Annotated in this window: 13 protein-coding genes and 1 riboswitch; of the genes, 12 read left to right on the top strand and 1 reads right to left on the bottom strand. The window is 36.9% G+C overall.

Going from position 1 to position 13448, the window contains the following annotated elements; all coding sequences use genetic code 11:
- The first annotated feature begins 301 nt into the window (after positions 1-301).
- The 8 genes from J2S05_RS04560 to J2S05_RS04525 all read left to right on the top strand — a co-directional run bounded on the left by J2S05_RS04560 (position 302) and on the right by J2S05_RS04525 (position 6863).
- Positions 302-1060 (top strand): transporter substrate-binding domain-containing protein, encoded by a 759-nt coding sequence (locus tag J2S05_RS04560; protein WP_306980299.1) that lies wholly within the window; start codon positions 302-304, stop codon positions 1058-1060.
- A 90-nt stretch (positions 1061-1150) separates the two neighbouring features.
- Complete coding sequence (locus J2S05_RS04555; RefSeq protein ID WP_306981096.1) at positions 1151-1774, top strand: amino acid ABC transporter permease; 624 nt, start codon at positions 1151-1153, stop codon at positions 1772-1774.
- A gap of 5 nt (positions 1775-1779) precedes the next feature.
- Complete coding sequence (locus J2S05_RS04550) at positions 1780-2502, top strand: amino acid ABC transporter ATP-binding protein (protein ID WP_306981093.1); 723 nt, start codon at positions 1780-1782, stop codon at positions 2500-2502.
- Positions 2503-2718: 216 nt separating this feature from the next.
- Positions 2719-3366, top strand: coding sequence for an MOSC domain-containing protein (locus J2S05_RS04545; protein ID WP_306980297.1), 648 nt, complete (start codon positions 2719-2721; stop codon positions 3364-3366).
- Positions 3367-3522: 156 nt separating this feature from the next.
- Positions 3523-4158, top strand: a complete 636-nt coding sequence (locus J2S05_RS04540; RefSeq protein ID WP_306980296.1) for a hypothetical protein — start codon at positions 3523-3525, stop codon at positions 4156-4158.
- 45 nt (positions 4159-4203) lie between these two features.
- Positions 4204-4307: riboswitch (SAM riboswitch) on the top strand.
- Between the two features lie 76 nt (positions 4308-4383).
- Positions 4384-4803 (top strand): hypothetical protein, encoded by a 420-nt coding sequence (locus J2S05_RS04535; protein WP_306980295.1) that lies wholly within the window; start codon positions 4384-4386, stop codon positions 4801-4803.
- Positions 4804-4913: 110 nt separating this feature from the next.
- Positions 4914-5867 carry an L-glyceraldehyde 3-phosphate reductase gene (mgrA, locus tag J2S05_RS04530; RefSeq protein ID WP_370873613.1) on the top strand — a complete coding sequence of 318 codons (954 nt, stop codon included), beginning with the start codon at positions 4914-4916 and terminating at the stop codon, positions 5865-5867.
- A 171-nt stretch (positions 5868-6038) separates the two neighbouring features.
- Complete coding sequence (locus tag J2S05_RS04525; protein ID WP_306980293.1) at positions 6039-6863, top strand: methyl-accepting chemotaxis protein; 825 nt, start codon at positions 6039-6041, stop codon at positions 6861-6863.
- Between the two features lie 64 nt (positions 6864-6927).
- On the opposite strand, the gene J2S05_RS04520 is transcribed toward J2S05_RS04525, so the two are convergent.
- Entirely contained in the window at positions 6928-7206 is a 279-nt protein-coding gene (locus tag J2S05_RS04520; protein WP_306980291.1) for a hypothetical protein, read from the bottom strand.
- Between the two features lie 230 nt (positions 7207-7436).
- Between J2S05_RS04520 and J2S05_RS04515 the strand changes: the two genes are divergently transcribed.
- From J2S05_RS04515 to zwf, 4 genes are all read left to right on the top strand, one after another.
- Positions 7437-9806 (top strand): hypothetical protein, encoded by a 2370-nt coding sequence (locus tag J2S05_RS04515; RefSeq protein WP_306980290.1) that lies wholly within the window; start codon positions 7437-7439, stop codon positions 9804-9806.
- Entirely contained in the window at positions 9799-10731 is a 933-nt protein-coding gene (locus J2S05_RS04510; RefSeq protein ID WP_306980288.1) for an ABC transporter ATP-binding protein, read from the top strand. Before J2S05_RS04515 ends, J2S05_RS04510 begins: the two co-directional genes overlap by 8 nt.
- On the top strand, positions 10728-11570 hold the full coding sequence (locus J2S05_RS04505; RefSeq protein WP_306980286.1) for an ABC transporter permease: 843 nt from the start codon (positions 10728-10730) through the stop codon (positions 11568-11570). Before J2S05_RS04510 ends, J2S05_RS04505 begins: the two co-directional genes overlap by 4 nt.
- Positions 11571-11849: 279 nt before the next feature.
- Positions 11850-13337: a glucose-6-phosphate dehydrogenase gene (gene zwf, locus J2S05_RS04500; RefSeq protein ID WP_306980284.1), complete on the top strand. Its 1488-nt coding sequence runs from the start codon at positions 11850-11852 to the stop codon at positions 13335-13337.
- Positions 13338-13448: the final 111 nt, after the last annotated feature.

Here is a 13448-nt window from a genome sequence, read left to right as displayed (position 1 = left end):
ATGCGAAACTACTGATAATATACCTTACGTTTCAAAAAACTAGAATCCATTTAGCTTTCAGATACATGACAATCTTGTAAGATAACTATGCGAATAATTGCTTTATGATTAATAAGATAGCATAAAAAAAGGATGATATTTATCAAGCTTTTCTAAAGATTAGGTCAAAAAAGAAGAATAAATGAGGAGAATATGAAATAAAAAGAAAAAACATGTTTAAATTATGAATAATAAAGGAATAAACAGTGTGTATAGTTTTCATATTTAGAAAAAATAAAATAGTTAGACTTGGGGGAATTTGATGAAAACGAAGTGGGGAATTTGTACGGTGGTTACGGTTTCAATTGGATTAATGGCAGGTTGTAGCTCGACAGGATCATTTAACGAAGGAGATACATACACAGTAGCAACAGACAATAGCTACGTTCCATTTGAATTTATTGAGGACGGAGAATTAGTTGGTTTTGATATTGAGCTTGTAGAACTAATTGCTGAAGAAGCGAACTTTGAAGTAGAGTTCGAACAAATGGAATTTTCAGGTATTTTAGCTGGTATGGAAACAAGTCGGTATGATTTAGGTATTGCTGGAATTACAATAACGGAAGACCGGGCAGAAAATATTGATTTTTCACAGCCCTATTATGAAGCGGGATTAACTCTTGCTGTATTGGAAGGAAACGAAGATATTGAATCAATAGATGATTTGACTGAGTCCACTTCCGTATCAACTCGATCTTCATCTACTAGTCAATCCTACCTTGAGGATAATACAGACGCTGATATTGAAGCTTATCCTGAGATAACAGAAGCCTATCAAGCATTACTTCAAGGTCATGTCGAGGCTGTTCTTTATGATGTACCAAATGTTGAGTTCTATAGCCAATCTGATGCTAATGGTGAAATTGTTCGTGTCGGTGAACGATTAACAGGGGAAGATTACGGAATTGCTTTTCCTAAGGATTCAGAGCTAAGAGATGTTGTTGATGAAGCATTAACGACATTAAAAGAAAATGGACGATTTGATGAGCTCTATGAAAAATGGTTTGGGGAATCTGAATAAATAGGCAGACGACTTTTCTATTAAATATAGAAAAGTCGTCAGTGTTACAGGAAGGAGAAATGTTCATTGTTAGAATCGATTCAGATTGCCATGCCATATCTACTTGAAGGCTTAAAATACACGCTTATAATTACTGTTGTAGGTATATCACTTGGTTGTGTAATTGGAACAATTTTTGGTCTGATGCGTACATCAAAGAGTAAAATTTTATATGGTATCGCATCTATTTACATAGAATTAGTACGAGGGACACCAATGCTTGCACAGATATTCTTTCTTCATTTTGGTTTGCCTCAGCTATTAGGTATTAATCTTGATAAAATGCTAACAGCTAATATCATTATTGCGTTAAACTCAGGTGCTTATATTGCCGAAATTGTAAGAGGTGGAATTGAGTCTGTTGATAAAGGGCAAATGGAAGCAGGACGATCACTTGGGTTCAATTCGAGTCAAACGATGCGCTATATCATCTGGCCACAAGCGTTAAAATTAATGATACCACCATTTGGAAATCAATTTGTCATTAGTTTAAAAGATACTTCTCTACTTTCTGCTATCGCGGTCGGGGAATTAATGTACCAAGGTAGACAGGTGGCAAGCTCAAATGTCATCTATTTTGATGTGTATCTTATTGTTTGTGTCATGTATTTGATGATAACCATCCCAATATCTCTCTTATTGCGTAGAGTAGAAAGGAGATTAGAGCGATCATGACAAAAATGATTGATGTTCAGAATTTACATAAGTCATTTGGTCCAAATGAGGTACTAAAAGGCATTACAACATCCGTTTCAGAAAAAGAGGTTGTGTGTGTGATCGGACCATCTGGATCTGGAAAAAGCACATTTTTACGATGTTTAAATGTATTAGAAGACATTACTGAGGGTGATGTTTATATTGAAGGAATCAATTTGACGGACTCAACAACTAATATTAATGAGCTTCGTACCAATGTAGGAATGGTCTTTCAGCATTTTAATTTATTCCCACACAAAACGGTACTTGAGAATATTATGATGGCTCCACATATTATTCGTAAAACAGAAAAAAAAGAAGCGCAAGAAAAAGCGAGACAGCTTTTATCCAAAGTAGGTCTTTCTGATAAAGAGTCTGTCTATCCATCTAGCCTTTCAGGCGGACAAAAGCAGCGAGTTGCTATTGCAAGAGCTCTTGCAATGAATCCAAAAATTATGCTGTTTGATGAACCTACATCTGCACTAGATCCAGAATTAGTAGGTGATGTACTTGAGGTGATGAAGGATCTAGCTAAGGAAGGTATGACAATGGTAGTGGTGACTCATGAAATGGGTTTTGCCAAAGAAGTAGGAGATCGAGTCTTCTTTATGGATGATGGAAGAATTGTTGAAGAAGGTTCGCCAACGGATCTTTTTGATCATCCTAAACATGAAAGAACACAGGCTTTTTTAAGTAAAGTACTTTAGATAGAAAAAAGGATCGCTGTTTATTCATTGCGATCCTTTTTTTAAAGGTGTTCAATAATATAATTATGTAAACTAAATTTAGTGATTTCTATTTCTTGTGTTAATTACTTTTTTTGTTATCGTATATTCTAGATAGGTTTTCATTTGTTTAAACATAGATTAAATGCAAGGGCTACATATGATAAACTGAAAAAAATAAGAATATAAGGAGTACATATGAATCAATTCTCGATAAGTTATCTAGCTGTTGGTGAGCCTGAGGTGATGACATATAACCATAACAAACAAATGAAAACAGCCATTCGTAAAAAACAGACTCAGTCTGTAATGCTTCGGAAATCTGGCTTTGAAGGTGATAAGGTAGCAGACTTAAAAAATCACGGTGGCGAAGAGAGAGCTGTTTGTTTCTATCCGCATGAACACTATGAGGACTGGAATGAGGAATTCAATACAACACTTTCAGATTCAGCCTTTGGAGAGAATCTTGTGGTCAAAGGAATGCTTGAGAAAGATGTGTGTATTGGAGATGTCTATCAAATTGGGGAGGCTGTAGTGACTATTACTCAAGGCCGAGTTCCCTGCATCACCATTGACCGTCGAACAGAGTCAAAGGGGCTTTTTAAACGAATAATGGAAACAGGGTATACAGGTTATTTCGCAAAAGTTCTAAAGGAAGGAATCATTAGAGGGGACTCTTCCATAACTCTAGTGGAAAGAGATCCTAGGCAAATGTCTGTCCATACTGCTAATCAACTTTTCTTTCAGCAGGTCAAAGACCCATCTCAAATTGATCAGCTATTGGAAGTGGATGCATTAGCAGCTCAATGGCGTGGGCACTTTATAAGGTTAAAGGATAAGATGTAGATGTTTTTGAATGAAAATGTAAATTGCTTGTAATTAAATGACTCCTCAAAAGCTTGAAAAACCAAACATGGTTTTTCAAGCTTTTTACTTATTGTTTCATGATCGAAAAGAAACTGTGGTATGTTTGATAATAATACAAAAAATGGAGGGAGATTAATGATTAAAAACAAGTGGTTATTTTCAGCCTCAATCATACTGTTCCTTATCTTCATGGTTTTAAGAACCCCTTTTCCAAATATGTCTCCATTAGGTACAAATTCTTATGGTGTATTAAGTTTTCATCTGAATTATGGAAGTGAGCTGTTCTACTTATTTGTCTTTATCATTATAATGTTTATCTATGTTCGCTCCTTATCAAAACGTAAGTTTATCCTTTCTATTGTAACTATTTTCATGGTGGCTTGGATTCCTGAAATAATAGTGAAAGGATATCAATATACGTTTGCGAGTGGAGTTGATGCTGTTTCATTTGACTCTGAAGAAGCAGAATGTAGGTATAATAGCATTCAAGCAGGTGAGCATGAAATTACCTGTCATCTTGTATTAAGCAACCACTCTTCTAACGATGTAGACTTGATGTTGAACATATATGAACCATATATAGGAGATCCAGAACATCCTTTGTTTGCTAGGGAGGGTGAAGAACCAATTACATTAGTAAGTAGATCCACTCACGGTATTGAACTAAGCAGAATGGTATTCGATAGGGAACATGTCTTTGGGAAGGGTGAGGGCTCGTTTTCAATTCAAAACATACAAATTAGAGAAAAAGATAAAGTAAGGGATCTCTGATCTTGATTGTGTATCTATTCTCTGTTAAGATTACGTAAAATTACATACTTATTAAGAGAAGCAGAGGGACTGGCCCGATGAAGCTTCAGCAACCCCACTTTAGTGGAAGGTGCTAATTCCTGCAGGTTTTTTAACCTGGGAGATAAGAGAGAATATAACAAAAAACCTCTTTTCTTCGGAAAAGAGGTTTTTTTTGTTTTGAAAAAAATTTATGAGGTGCTAAAGATGATAGTAATTGAAACGTATGAAGCTGAGGCTAAAGAAAAAGAGAGTACATCAAAGCTAAGTCGAAGTGGATCAATACACTTTAAAATAGGTCATACCACCTTGCTCCCTTCATCCTTATATATAAATGATCTAAAGAAAAGCTGGGCTTGTTTATATTCCCTCATGGAACAAGATCATTGTGAGATTGACATAGGCTATGGAAAAACAGTGATTTGTCAGATAAGGACAGGAAAAATCGGTGTACAGTTGGAGGTAAATAGAGTGGATCAACGAGGTGTACCTATAAGGCTACTGTCTGGCTATGTTGACAAGCAGGAATTGTTTCGAGCACTTCAAGATGCTTATGACAAATTTAATAATCAATCTACTCAAAAAAGGATACAGCCATTAAATAGGCATAGTACTCAGATACTTTAATAGACTTACACAACAGGCTGATATATGATACATATATTAACTATGAATGCGCTTTCTAAAGGGGAGAAATAATTGTGAGTTATGTAGCTGAAACAAATCGATATGATGGTATGACGTATAACCGGTGTGGACTATCTGGGCTTAAGTTACCTGCATTATCCTTAGGACTATGGCACAACTTTGGTGGAGTTGACTCTTATGAAAATGGACGTGCCATGCTGCGTAAAGCCTTTGATCTAGGCATAACCCATTTTGATCTTGCCAACAATTATGGACCACCACCGGGTTCAGCTGAAGAGATGTTTGGTAGAATTCTAAAAACAGATTTTAAGCCATATCGTGATGAATTGGTGATTTCATCTAAAGCAGGCTATGATATGTGGCCAGGTCCTTATGGTGACTGGGGTTCTAAGAAATACATGATAGCAAGCCTAGATCAAAGCTTACAAAGAATGGGTCTTGAGTATGTGGATATTTTTTATTCTCATCGTCCAGATCCAAATACGCCACTTGAAGAAACGATGGGGGCACTAGATCAAATTGTCAGGCAAGGGAAAGCCTTATATGTCGGGATATCAAGTTATGATGCGGAACAAACGGCGGAAGCCATTCGTATTCTAGATGACTTGGGGACACCACTTTTGATTCACCAGCCAAGGTATTCAATGCTTGATCGCAGACCTGAGGAAGGATTATTAGATGTTCTCAGCCAAAATGGAGTAGGTTCTATTGCTTTTTGTCCATTAGATCAAGGTTTGTTAACAAACAAATATTTAAGCGGCTCTGTGCCTGAAGATTCAAGAGCAGGAGGCAGCAGCAAGTTTCTTTCTGAAAACCAAGTTGGTGACGAGCTAGTGCAACGACTAAATAAGTTAAATGACATAGCTAAACAACGTGGCCAAACACTTGCACAAATGTCTTTAGCATGGGTATTACGAGAAGGTCGTGTCACGTCTGCATTAATCGGAGCAAGCCGCGTGAGTCAAATTGAAGAGAATGTTAAAGCTTTAGAAAATCAGACATTTAGTAAGGAAGAACTAGACGCAATTGAATCTCTACTTTAAACAAGGTCCTCAGAGGGTGTTCATCCTTTGAGGTTTTTTTATTGTTCTTTATCAGTTCGTCAAAAAAGGCGTTGGAGCGTTTAATCATAAAAAAAGAAAAAGGACTAAAATAAGTAAAAAAATAACCGATATAGTAGTAGAAGATGTTTAGTAGAGAGGGGATTTCAAGAAATGACGTTAGTTGAAGGCTTGGTAGCTAGTATGCCTTTTGTGAAGCAATTATTTAAAGGTGATGTAGCGCTCTCTGTGTATGATCATGAAAAAGTATTATATTGGTGTGACAGTGATTCATTAAAAATTGGCCAACAACCAGGAGATCCCTTGGTAGAGCCACATACGAACTTTAAAGATATTAAAAATAACGATATCACATTTGGGTCTATCCCTGAAGAATTATTTGGAGTAGAGTTTGATGTTGTTTTTATTCCAATTAAAGAAGATACGGGTGAGATTGTGGCAGTTTTGACGGCAAACTTTAGCCATAAAAACAAGAAGCGTCTACAAGAGCTTATGAATGAAACAGCAGAAATCTCAGATAATCTTTTAAGTGGAATTCAACAAGTAGCCGCTCATTCGCAACAACTTTCAGCGACATCCGATCAGTTGCTAAAAAATGCTGTTAAAACGGTGGATCAATCTGGCAGTGTGTCTCAAATCACGAACTTCATTGGAGATATTTCCAGACAGACGAACCTCATTGGACTTAACGCAGCGATTGAAGCTGCGCGTGTTGGTCAAGCAGGGGCAGGATTTGGAGTGGTTGCAACGGAAGTTCGTAAGTTATCCGATGAAACAAAAAAAGCTGCAAATCAAATAGATGAAAATCTTTCAACGGTTCAAAAATCTGTGAAGAAAATGCAAGAGGAAATAAGCGATATTTCCGGTGCATCTACGGACCAAGCTCAATTAGTAGCAACCTTTATGGAAAACATTGAATTGCTTAATGAGCAAAATAAGCGGTTTGAAAAGTTTGTAGAAACATTAAATGACTACTAAGTAGAACGTGAATAGGCCATCCTTTAGATTCTATCTAAAGGATGGTTTTTTATGTACATACATTCTAAAAACTGAGATTTCTATTTAACACAGCATATCTGGATCGCTTTATTTCGTCTAATCGTTTGGCATACCAGGAAGGCAGTGGTAATGAAATAAGTTGTTCCTCGCTAGTCCATTGTACAGATTGATTGTCTACCAGCTCATCCAATAAACAATACAATTCTTTTCCTTCCATCTTTTGATTAATGCTTAGTTCCTCAATGGCTGTAGTTAAGCCGTTCTTAGTGTTATGTTTAATCTGTTTGATTAGCCAATCTTTGTTCTCTCCCGTATGGGTCATATATACTCCCTCCGCATAATAATGTCCTGTTAACAGTTATTCTATTTTTTTCTTTCATTCCCTTTATATTTCTTGCGACACTTCTCACGCTATTCTGTTGAAAGTTCGACAAAATTCATTCATTTCTATTTGATAAATTTTATAAAAACTTGAGAAAGAATGAAAAGAAAATATGCTATCTTAAAAGGAATCAGTTCAATATCGAGGTTATAAAGAAAGCAGGAGAAATGATGAGTAAAAAAAGCATCATATGTATCATGATAGGTATTATTGGTTTTTTAATCTTCCCAACTACAGTGCGTGCGGATGAACCAAAAGATTTAACCATCATGACAGAGATTGGTTTTGAAGGTAAGGCTAACCCAGCCAACGGATTTCCGGTGAGGGTAACCATACAAAATAACAGCCCACGAGGTATTTCTGGTGAGCTGGCTTTTACAGTTAGTCCATCGTATTCCCTTCATGCAGCGGATATATTGCTAGAAGTAAATCTCCAAGCTAATTCCGAGGAAAGCTACACAATCAGTATTCCTGGTTATGATGCTTATTCAAGAACAGGAGCTACACCTACTACGATTCGTTTTTATGAGCAAGGGTGGGAACATGGACAAGAGCTAGAATTTGAAGGGAACTCATTTTTGTCTGCGAGAGGACTGAGTGATAGAGATTTTGTTATTGGTCTTTTATCCAACGAATCTGAATCTGTATCTGCATTAAAAAATATCAGTTCAATCAATGGTACACGTTCTGAAATCGTACACGTAATACCAGATATGATCCCTGAGACTGGTTTGGGGCTAAATATGTTATCGATGTTAGTTGTCTCAGACTTTGAGATGCAGACCTTAACGAATGAACAGCAGCAAGTAATTGATATGTGGGTGCACCAAGGTGGAACCATGCTTATAGCAGGAGATTCTAATCACCTTGAGAAAGATACTTTTTTCTATCATCAAATGCCCATACAAGATGACTTACGTCAAGTCGAGGTAGATGCTGATTTTTTAACAGAGTTAACGGATAGTGATTTTACAAACGGAACCTTTGATTTGTTAGAGGGAAGTCCAAAAGATCAATCATCAGTACTCTTAAAAACAAGTAATGATCAACCGGTACTAGTCACTCAAAAGGCAGGAAAGGGTGAATACGCGCAATTGCTATTGTCGCCATTTTCAGAACCCTTTATAGAATGGGAAGGATCTTCTGAGGCTTGGACACATTTTCTCCAACCGATCATGACAAACAACTATCCTGATTCAGATGTGTCATTGTATGAAAACTATCAGTATTCCATCTCTTATATTTCAAACTTATTTCCTTCCTCTGTACTACCCTTAATTTTGATGGTGGGCATTTTTGGCGGCTATCTTATTCTTTTTCCTGTGATGTATGTTGTTCTTCGGAAAATGGATAAGAGGGAGCATGCTTGGTGGGTGCTACCTAGTGTATCCATTTTATTGTGTTTAGTTATTTTTCTAATTGGAGGAAAGGACCGGATTAATGCTAGTCAATTAAATGAAAATGTCGTATTAAAGATTGATGATAATGGAAAAGCGTATGGAATTGGTGCTGCATCCTTTTTAAATAATGTTGGAGGGACCTATAATCTTGCCTTTGAAGGAAATCAATTTATGCCATTTCCTATTTCGGAAGATCTCTCATTTAACCAAACTTCGGAGCATGGAAACATGAGTGTTCTGTATAGGATGGGTCAACAGCAAGTTACGTTTCAAGATCGTGATTTTTGGACAATAAGTAATGTGGCTGGACCTATTTACAACATTGATACAGGTACCATTGAATCCGACCTTACGTATTCTGAAAATGAAATTCGAGGAACGGTACGTAACAATACAAATTACACGATTCAATCCCTTTATTTTTTGGCTGGACATGAACAGGTTAACTTAGGGACCTTTGAAAAAGGTGAGGAAAAGGAAGTAACGTTCTCTTTATCTGGAAAAACACTGTTTTCACCAACGTATGTTTCTACCTATACAAGTGATGAATCATTAGATGAAATGGTTGAAAGAGGTCTGTTCGAGGCTTCATTTTCAGAGGATTTATTTGACAAAGGCTTCCCGGCTTTTGCGGGCGTTATGGATGAGTCTATTCTAAAAGCGTCCTTGAATGGGCAATCAGGTACACAGTCTATTCACAATCTACTGTTACAAACAGCCGTTGTTCATTCCGAACAACAAGGAACATTAACTTTAGAAAATCGTGATTTGTCTCCTATGGGCTACAGTGATAAGGGGGATACGTATTTTGAAGAAGAGGTTGCTGCTGGTGAGAGTCAAATATACGTTGAAAACGGGAACTATGAAATCGGATTTAATGTGCCAAATGATTTAATTGATGGTACGTTTGAAATATCAAAAATGACGATCTCTGCCTTAAGTGAGAATGAAACCTTATTTGAAATTTATAATAACGATTCAGGATCTTTTGAAGAAATAGCTGGAATCGTTGAATTGGAACAGGCAGATTCTTATATCGATGAATGGGGTTATATTCAAGTGCAAATTCAAAAAAATGATTCAAAGGATATGCTTGATTTGCCTCAGATAAAGGTGGAGGGTGAATTCTCAAATGATTGAAACAATAAATCTCACAAAAAGCTACGGTTCGTTCACCGCCCTTAATGAGCTTAATATAGAGGTGAAAAAAGGTTCAGTATATGGTCTAGTTGGTCAGAACGGAGCAGGAAAATCTACAACGTTTCAAATTCTGTCGACTCTTATGGTTCCAACCTCTGGCACGGCTATTGTTGACGGAGTAGATGTTGTCAAAAACCCAGCAGAGGTAAGGAGAAGAATAGGCTATATGCCAGATTTTTTTGGTGTATATGATCAATTTAGGACGAGTGAATACCTTGATTTTTATGGAGGAAGTTATGGGTTAACTGTCACTGAGCGTAAACAAGTCATTCCAAAGCTATTGGAGCTGGTAAATTTATCACACAAAGCGAATGATTATGTCGATGTCTTGTCTAGAGGAATGAAGCAACGATTATGTCTTGCAAGATGTCTCATTCATGACCCAAGTGTATTAATACTAGATGAGCCAGCTTCAGGATTAGATCCAAGGGCAAGAATTGAAATGAGAGAAATCTTAAAAGAACTAAAATCAATGGATAAGACAATTATCATCTCTTCACATATACTTCCTGAGCTTGCTGAAATGTGTGATCAAATTGGCGTAGTGGACCATGGAAAGCTAGTAGCCAACGGAAGTGTAATGGAAATACATGATAAGCTTCAGCAACAAAAAATGATTCAAGTCCATGCATTTGATCGACATGAAGATGTATTCTCCTTTTTTAAAGAGGACAACGATGTGACGACGATACGAATGGAAGCTGACGGAAGCATTGAATTTGGATATAAGGGCTCTGATTATCAGCAGCAGAAGCTACTAAAAAGAGCTGTTCTAGCTGATTTACCACTTCTTGGATTTAATCAAATTGAGACGGATCTTGAGGATATTTTTATGGATATCACTAAAGAGGTGGAAAGCAAATGAGCAACTGGATGAACAACCCTGTCCTAACTAAAGAAATAAAGTTGAGGTTTCGCTCTGTTAAAAGTTACATCGGTATATGCTCATATTTAGTTGTGCTTGGACTTCTTGTTCTTGGATATATGGGAGCTTTAATGAGTTTCGAGACCAATCATGTGTTTCAACCTTCTCAGAGCAGAATGATCTTTATGATGCTATGTATGTTTCAATTAGCCATGCTTATTTTTATCACACCTGGTCTAACTGCTGGCGTGATAAGTTTAGAAAGAGAGCGTCAGACGTTACCCATTCTACTGACTACCGATCAATCATCTTCCACCATTATAATTAGTAAGATGATTGCTTCCTTAGCCTTTCTGTTATTGTTTGTGGTCTTATCATTCCCGTTATACGTAATTGTTTTCCTATATGGTGGTATTTCTCCTTTGCTGGTATTCCTAGCATTTTGTATGTTTTTATTTACGATGATCATCATTGCAAGTATTGGGGTTTGGGCATCAACCGTTTTTAGAAAAACGATTGTGGCGATCGTTACTACCTATGGTATGGCTTTTTTTATGACAGGTGGGTTTGCCATTTTAACGTTCATGTTAATCATGTTCGGAGAAGTCTCTTCATTAGAAGGATCAAGTTATCCTTGGCCGTTTCTTTTGGCTTCTATTAACATACCGATTATGTTCTTCTATATGTTTGAGCCTTCTATATTCGAAGTATTGCTGGATCTTTCAGGTTGGACAATGAGTCCTTGGTGGATATTCATTAGTTTTTATATTCTGTTAGTGATCTTTTTACTAATCACAGCTATTCGTAAGCTTCGTCCACGTACGAAGGTGAAAGGATAATTCTTCTCATCGGAATATTTAGGTAGCTTCAAGAAAAGAATTCTGTTTAAAGTGAAGGATTCATTAAAATCCAGTGTATACTAAACACAGTCTGTTCTTGTTTTAACAGCCTGTGTTTTTATTTTTAAAACTATTTTCGTTTTATGAAGCATTGAATTATCTAAAATAACGAATTTGCTGTATACTAATTGAAGTTTAGTATCAAGACTACTTGAACAAACTGAAATAATTGAGAATGTAACCTAATACTATTACATAGATCAGAAAAGAGGGTATTTCATGCAAAATAATGAGCAGCCTAAATCCATTATCGTTATCTTTGGAGCAACAGGTGATTTGGCTAAAAGAAAGCTATATCCTTCGCTTTTTCGATTATTTCAAAAAGGAAGTATCAGTGAACAGTTTGCTGTTGTAGGAATAGGAAGACGCGAATGGTCAGACGAAACCTTACGATCGCAGGTGAAGGAATCCATTCAAACAGAGATAAGCGGAGATCATACAAATCTGGATGAGTTTTGTAACCAGTTTTATTACAAACCGTTTAATGTCACAAGTCAACATTCGTACACAGAGCTTAAAGAGATGCTACATACATTGGACAAACGTCATCAAATAGGCGGGAATCGTGTGTTTTATATGGCGATGGCCCCAGAGTTCTTTGGTACAATAGCTCAATATTTAAAATCAGAAGGTGTAACAGAAACAGAAGGATGGACAAGATTAGTCATCGAAAAACCATTTGGTCATGATCTGGCTTCGGCTAAAAAACTAAATGATGAGATCCGTGAAGCGTTTAGTGAAGATGAAATTTATCGTATTGATCACTATTTAGGCAAAGAAATGGTCCAAAATATCCAAGTGATTCGTTTTGCTAACGCGGTGTTTGAACCATTATGGAATAACCAACATATTGCTAATATCCAGGTGACATCAAGTGAACGATTAGGTGTAGAAGATCGTGGTGGTTATTATGAGAACTCCGGTGCACTACGAGATATGGTTCAAAATCACATGATGCAAATGGTTACGTTACTTGCAATGGAGCCACCGTTGCGTCTAAGTACTGAGGAAATTAGAAGTGAGAAGATTAAGGTTCTGCGCGCGTTACGTCCAATCGCGGATCAGCAGGTACAAGAATCGTTTATCCGAGCTCAGTATGGACAAGGTGTGTATGATGGTGAGACAGTTCAAGGCTATCTAAAGGAAAAGAATGTATCACCTGATTCTCAAACGGAAACTTTTGTGGCAGGAAAGTTATTAATTGATAATTATCGCTGGGCCGGCGTTCCATTTTATATTCGAACAGGAAAACGCATGGCCGCTAAGTCCACTAAAATTGTCATTGAGTTCAAGCCACAACCACACAACTTGTATCATGATAAGATTGAGAAGAACGGATCGAATCTTCTTGTTATCCATATACAACCTGATGAGGGCATGACGTTGATGTTAAATGGGAAAAAAATCGGGACAACCGGCGATACTAGTTCGGTAAACTTGAATTATTCTCAGCATGGTATTGATGGAATCAATACACCTGAAGCTTACGAGCGTCTTTTATTTGACTGCATGATTGGAGATGCAACCAATTTTGCTCATTGGGATGAAGTGAACTTATCATGGGCGTATATTGATGCCATTTCTGAGGCATGGGATGAAGATCAATCTAATCTGCCTTCTTACCCGTCCGGTTCAATGGGCCCACGTGAAGCAAACGAGCTATTAGAACAGGATGAGTTTCATTGGTGGCCGATTGAAAAGATGTAATAAATAATGTATAGAGAATAAAAATGATTGTAAGGCTGGAAAAAAATCTCTAAATCATAAAAAGGGCTGAACAATGATGTGTCTGACACTCCATTGTTCGGTCTTTTTTTC

The sequence above is a fragment of the Alkalicoccobacillus murimartini genome (assembly GCF_030813245.1).
Taxonomy (GTDB): Bacteria; Bacillota; Bacilli; order Bacillales; family Bacillaceae_D; genus Alkalicoccobacillus; species Alkalicoccobacillus murimartini.
Note: the sequence above shows the minus strand (reverse complement) of the source record. Positions and strands in the feature narration are given on the sequence as shown.

Excerpts from the sequence above, each read along its gene's own strand:
- J2S05_RS04525 (WP_306980293.1), top strand. The coding sequence starts at position 6,039 with ATGACGTTAGTTGAAGGCTTGGTAGCTAGTATGCCTTTTGTGAAGCAA.
- J2S05_RS04515 (WP_306980290.1), top strand. The coding sequence starts at position 7,437 with ATGAGTAAAAAAAGCATCATATGTATCATGATAGGTATTATTGGTTTT.
- zwf (WP_306980284.1), top strand. The coding sequence starts at position 11,850 with ATGCAAAATAATGAGCAGCCTAAATCCATTATCGTTATCTTTGGAGCA.
- J2S05_RS04550 (WP_306981093.1), top strand. The coding sequence starts at position 1,780 with ATGATTGATGTTCAGAATTTACATAAGTCATTTGGTCCAAATGAGGTA.
- J2S05_RS04505 (WP_306980286.1), top strand. The coding sequence starts at position 10,728 with ATGAGCAACTGGATGAACAACCCTGTCCTAACTAAAGAAATAAAGTTG.
- mgrA (WP_370873613.1), top strand. The coding sequence starts at position 4,914 with ATGACGTATAACCGGTGTGGACTATCTGGGCTTAAGTTACCTGCATTA.
- J2S05_RS04545 (WP_306980297.1), top strand. The coding sequence starts at position 2,719 with ATGAATCAATTCTCGATAAGTTATCTAGCTGTTGGTGAGCCTGAGGTG.
- J2S05_RS04520 (WP_306980291.1), bottom strand. The coding sequence starts at position 7,206 with ATGACCCATACGGGAGAGAACAAAGATTGGCTAATCAAACAGATTAAA.
- J2S05_RS04540 (WP_306980296.1), top strand. The coding sequence starts at position 3,523 with ATGATTAAAAACAAGTGGTTATTTTCAGCCTCAATCATACTGTTCCTT.
- J2S05_RS04560 (WP_306980299.1), top strand. The coding sequence starts at position 302 with ATGAAAACGAAGTGGGGAATTTGTACGGTGGTTACGGTTTCAATTGGA.
- J2S05_RS04555 (WP_306981096.1), top strand. The coding sequence starts at position 1,151 with ATGCCATATCTACTTGAAGGCTTAAAATACACGCTTATAATTACTGTT.
- J2S05_RS04535 (WP_306980295.1), top strand. The coding sequence starts at position 4,384 with ATGATAGTAATTGAAACGTATGAAGCTGAGGCTAAAGAAAAAGAGAGT.
- J2S05_RS04510 (WP_306980288.1), top strand. The coding sequence starts at position 9,799 with ATGATTGAAACAATAAATCTCACAAAAAGCTACGGTTCGTTCACCGCC.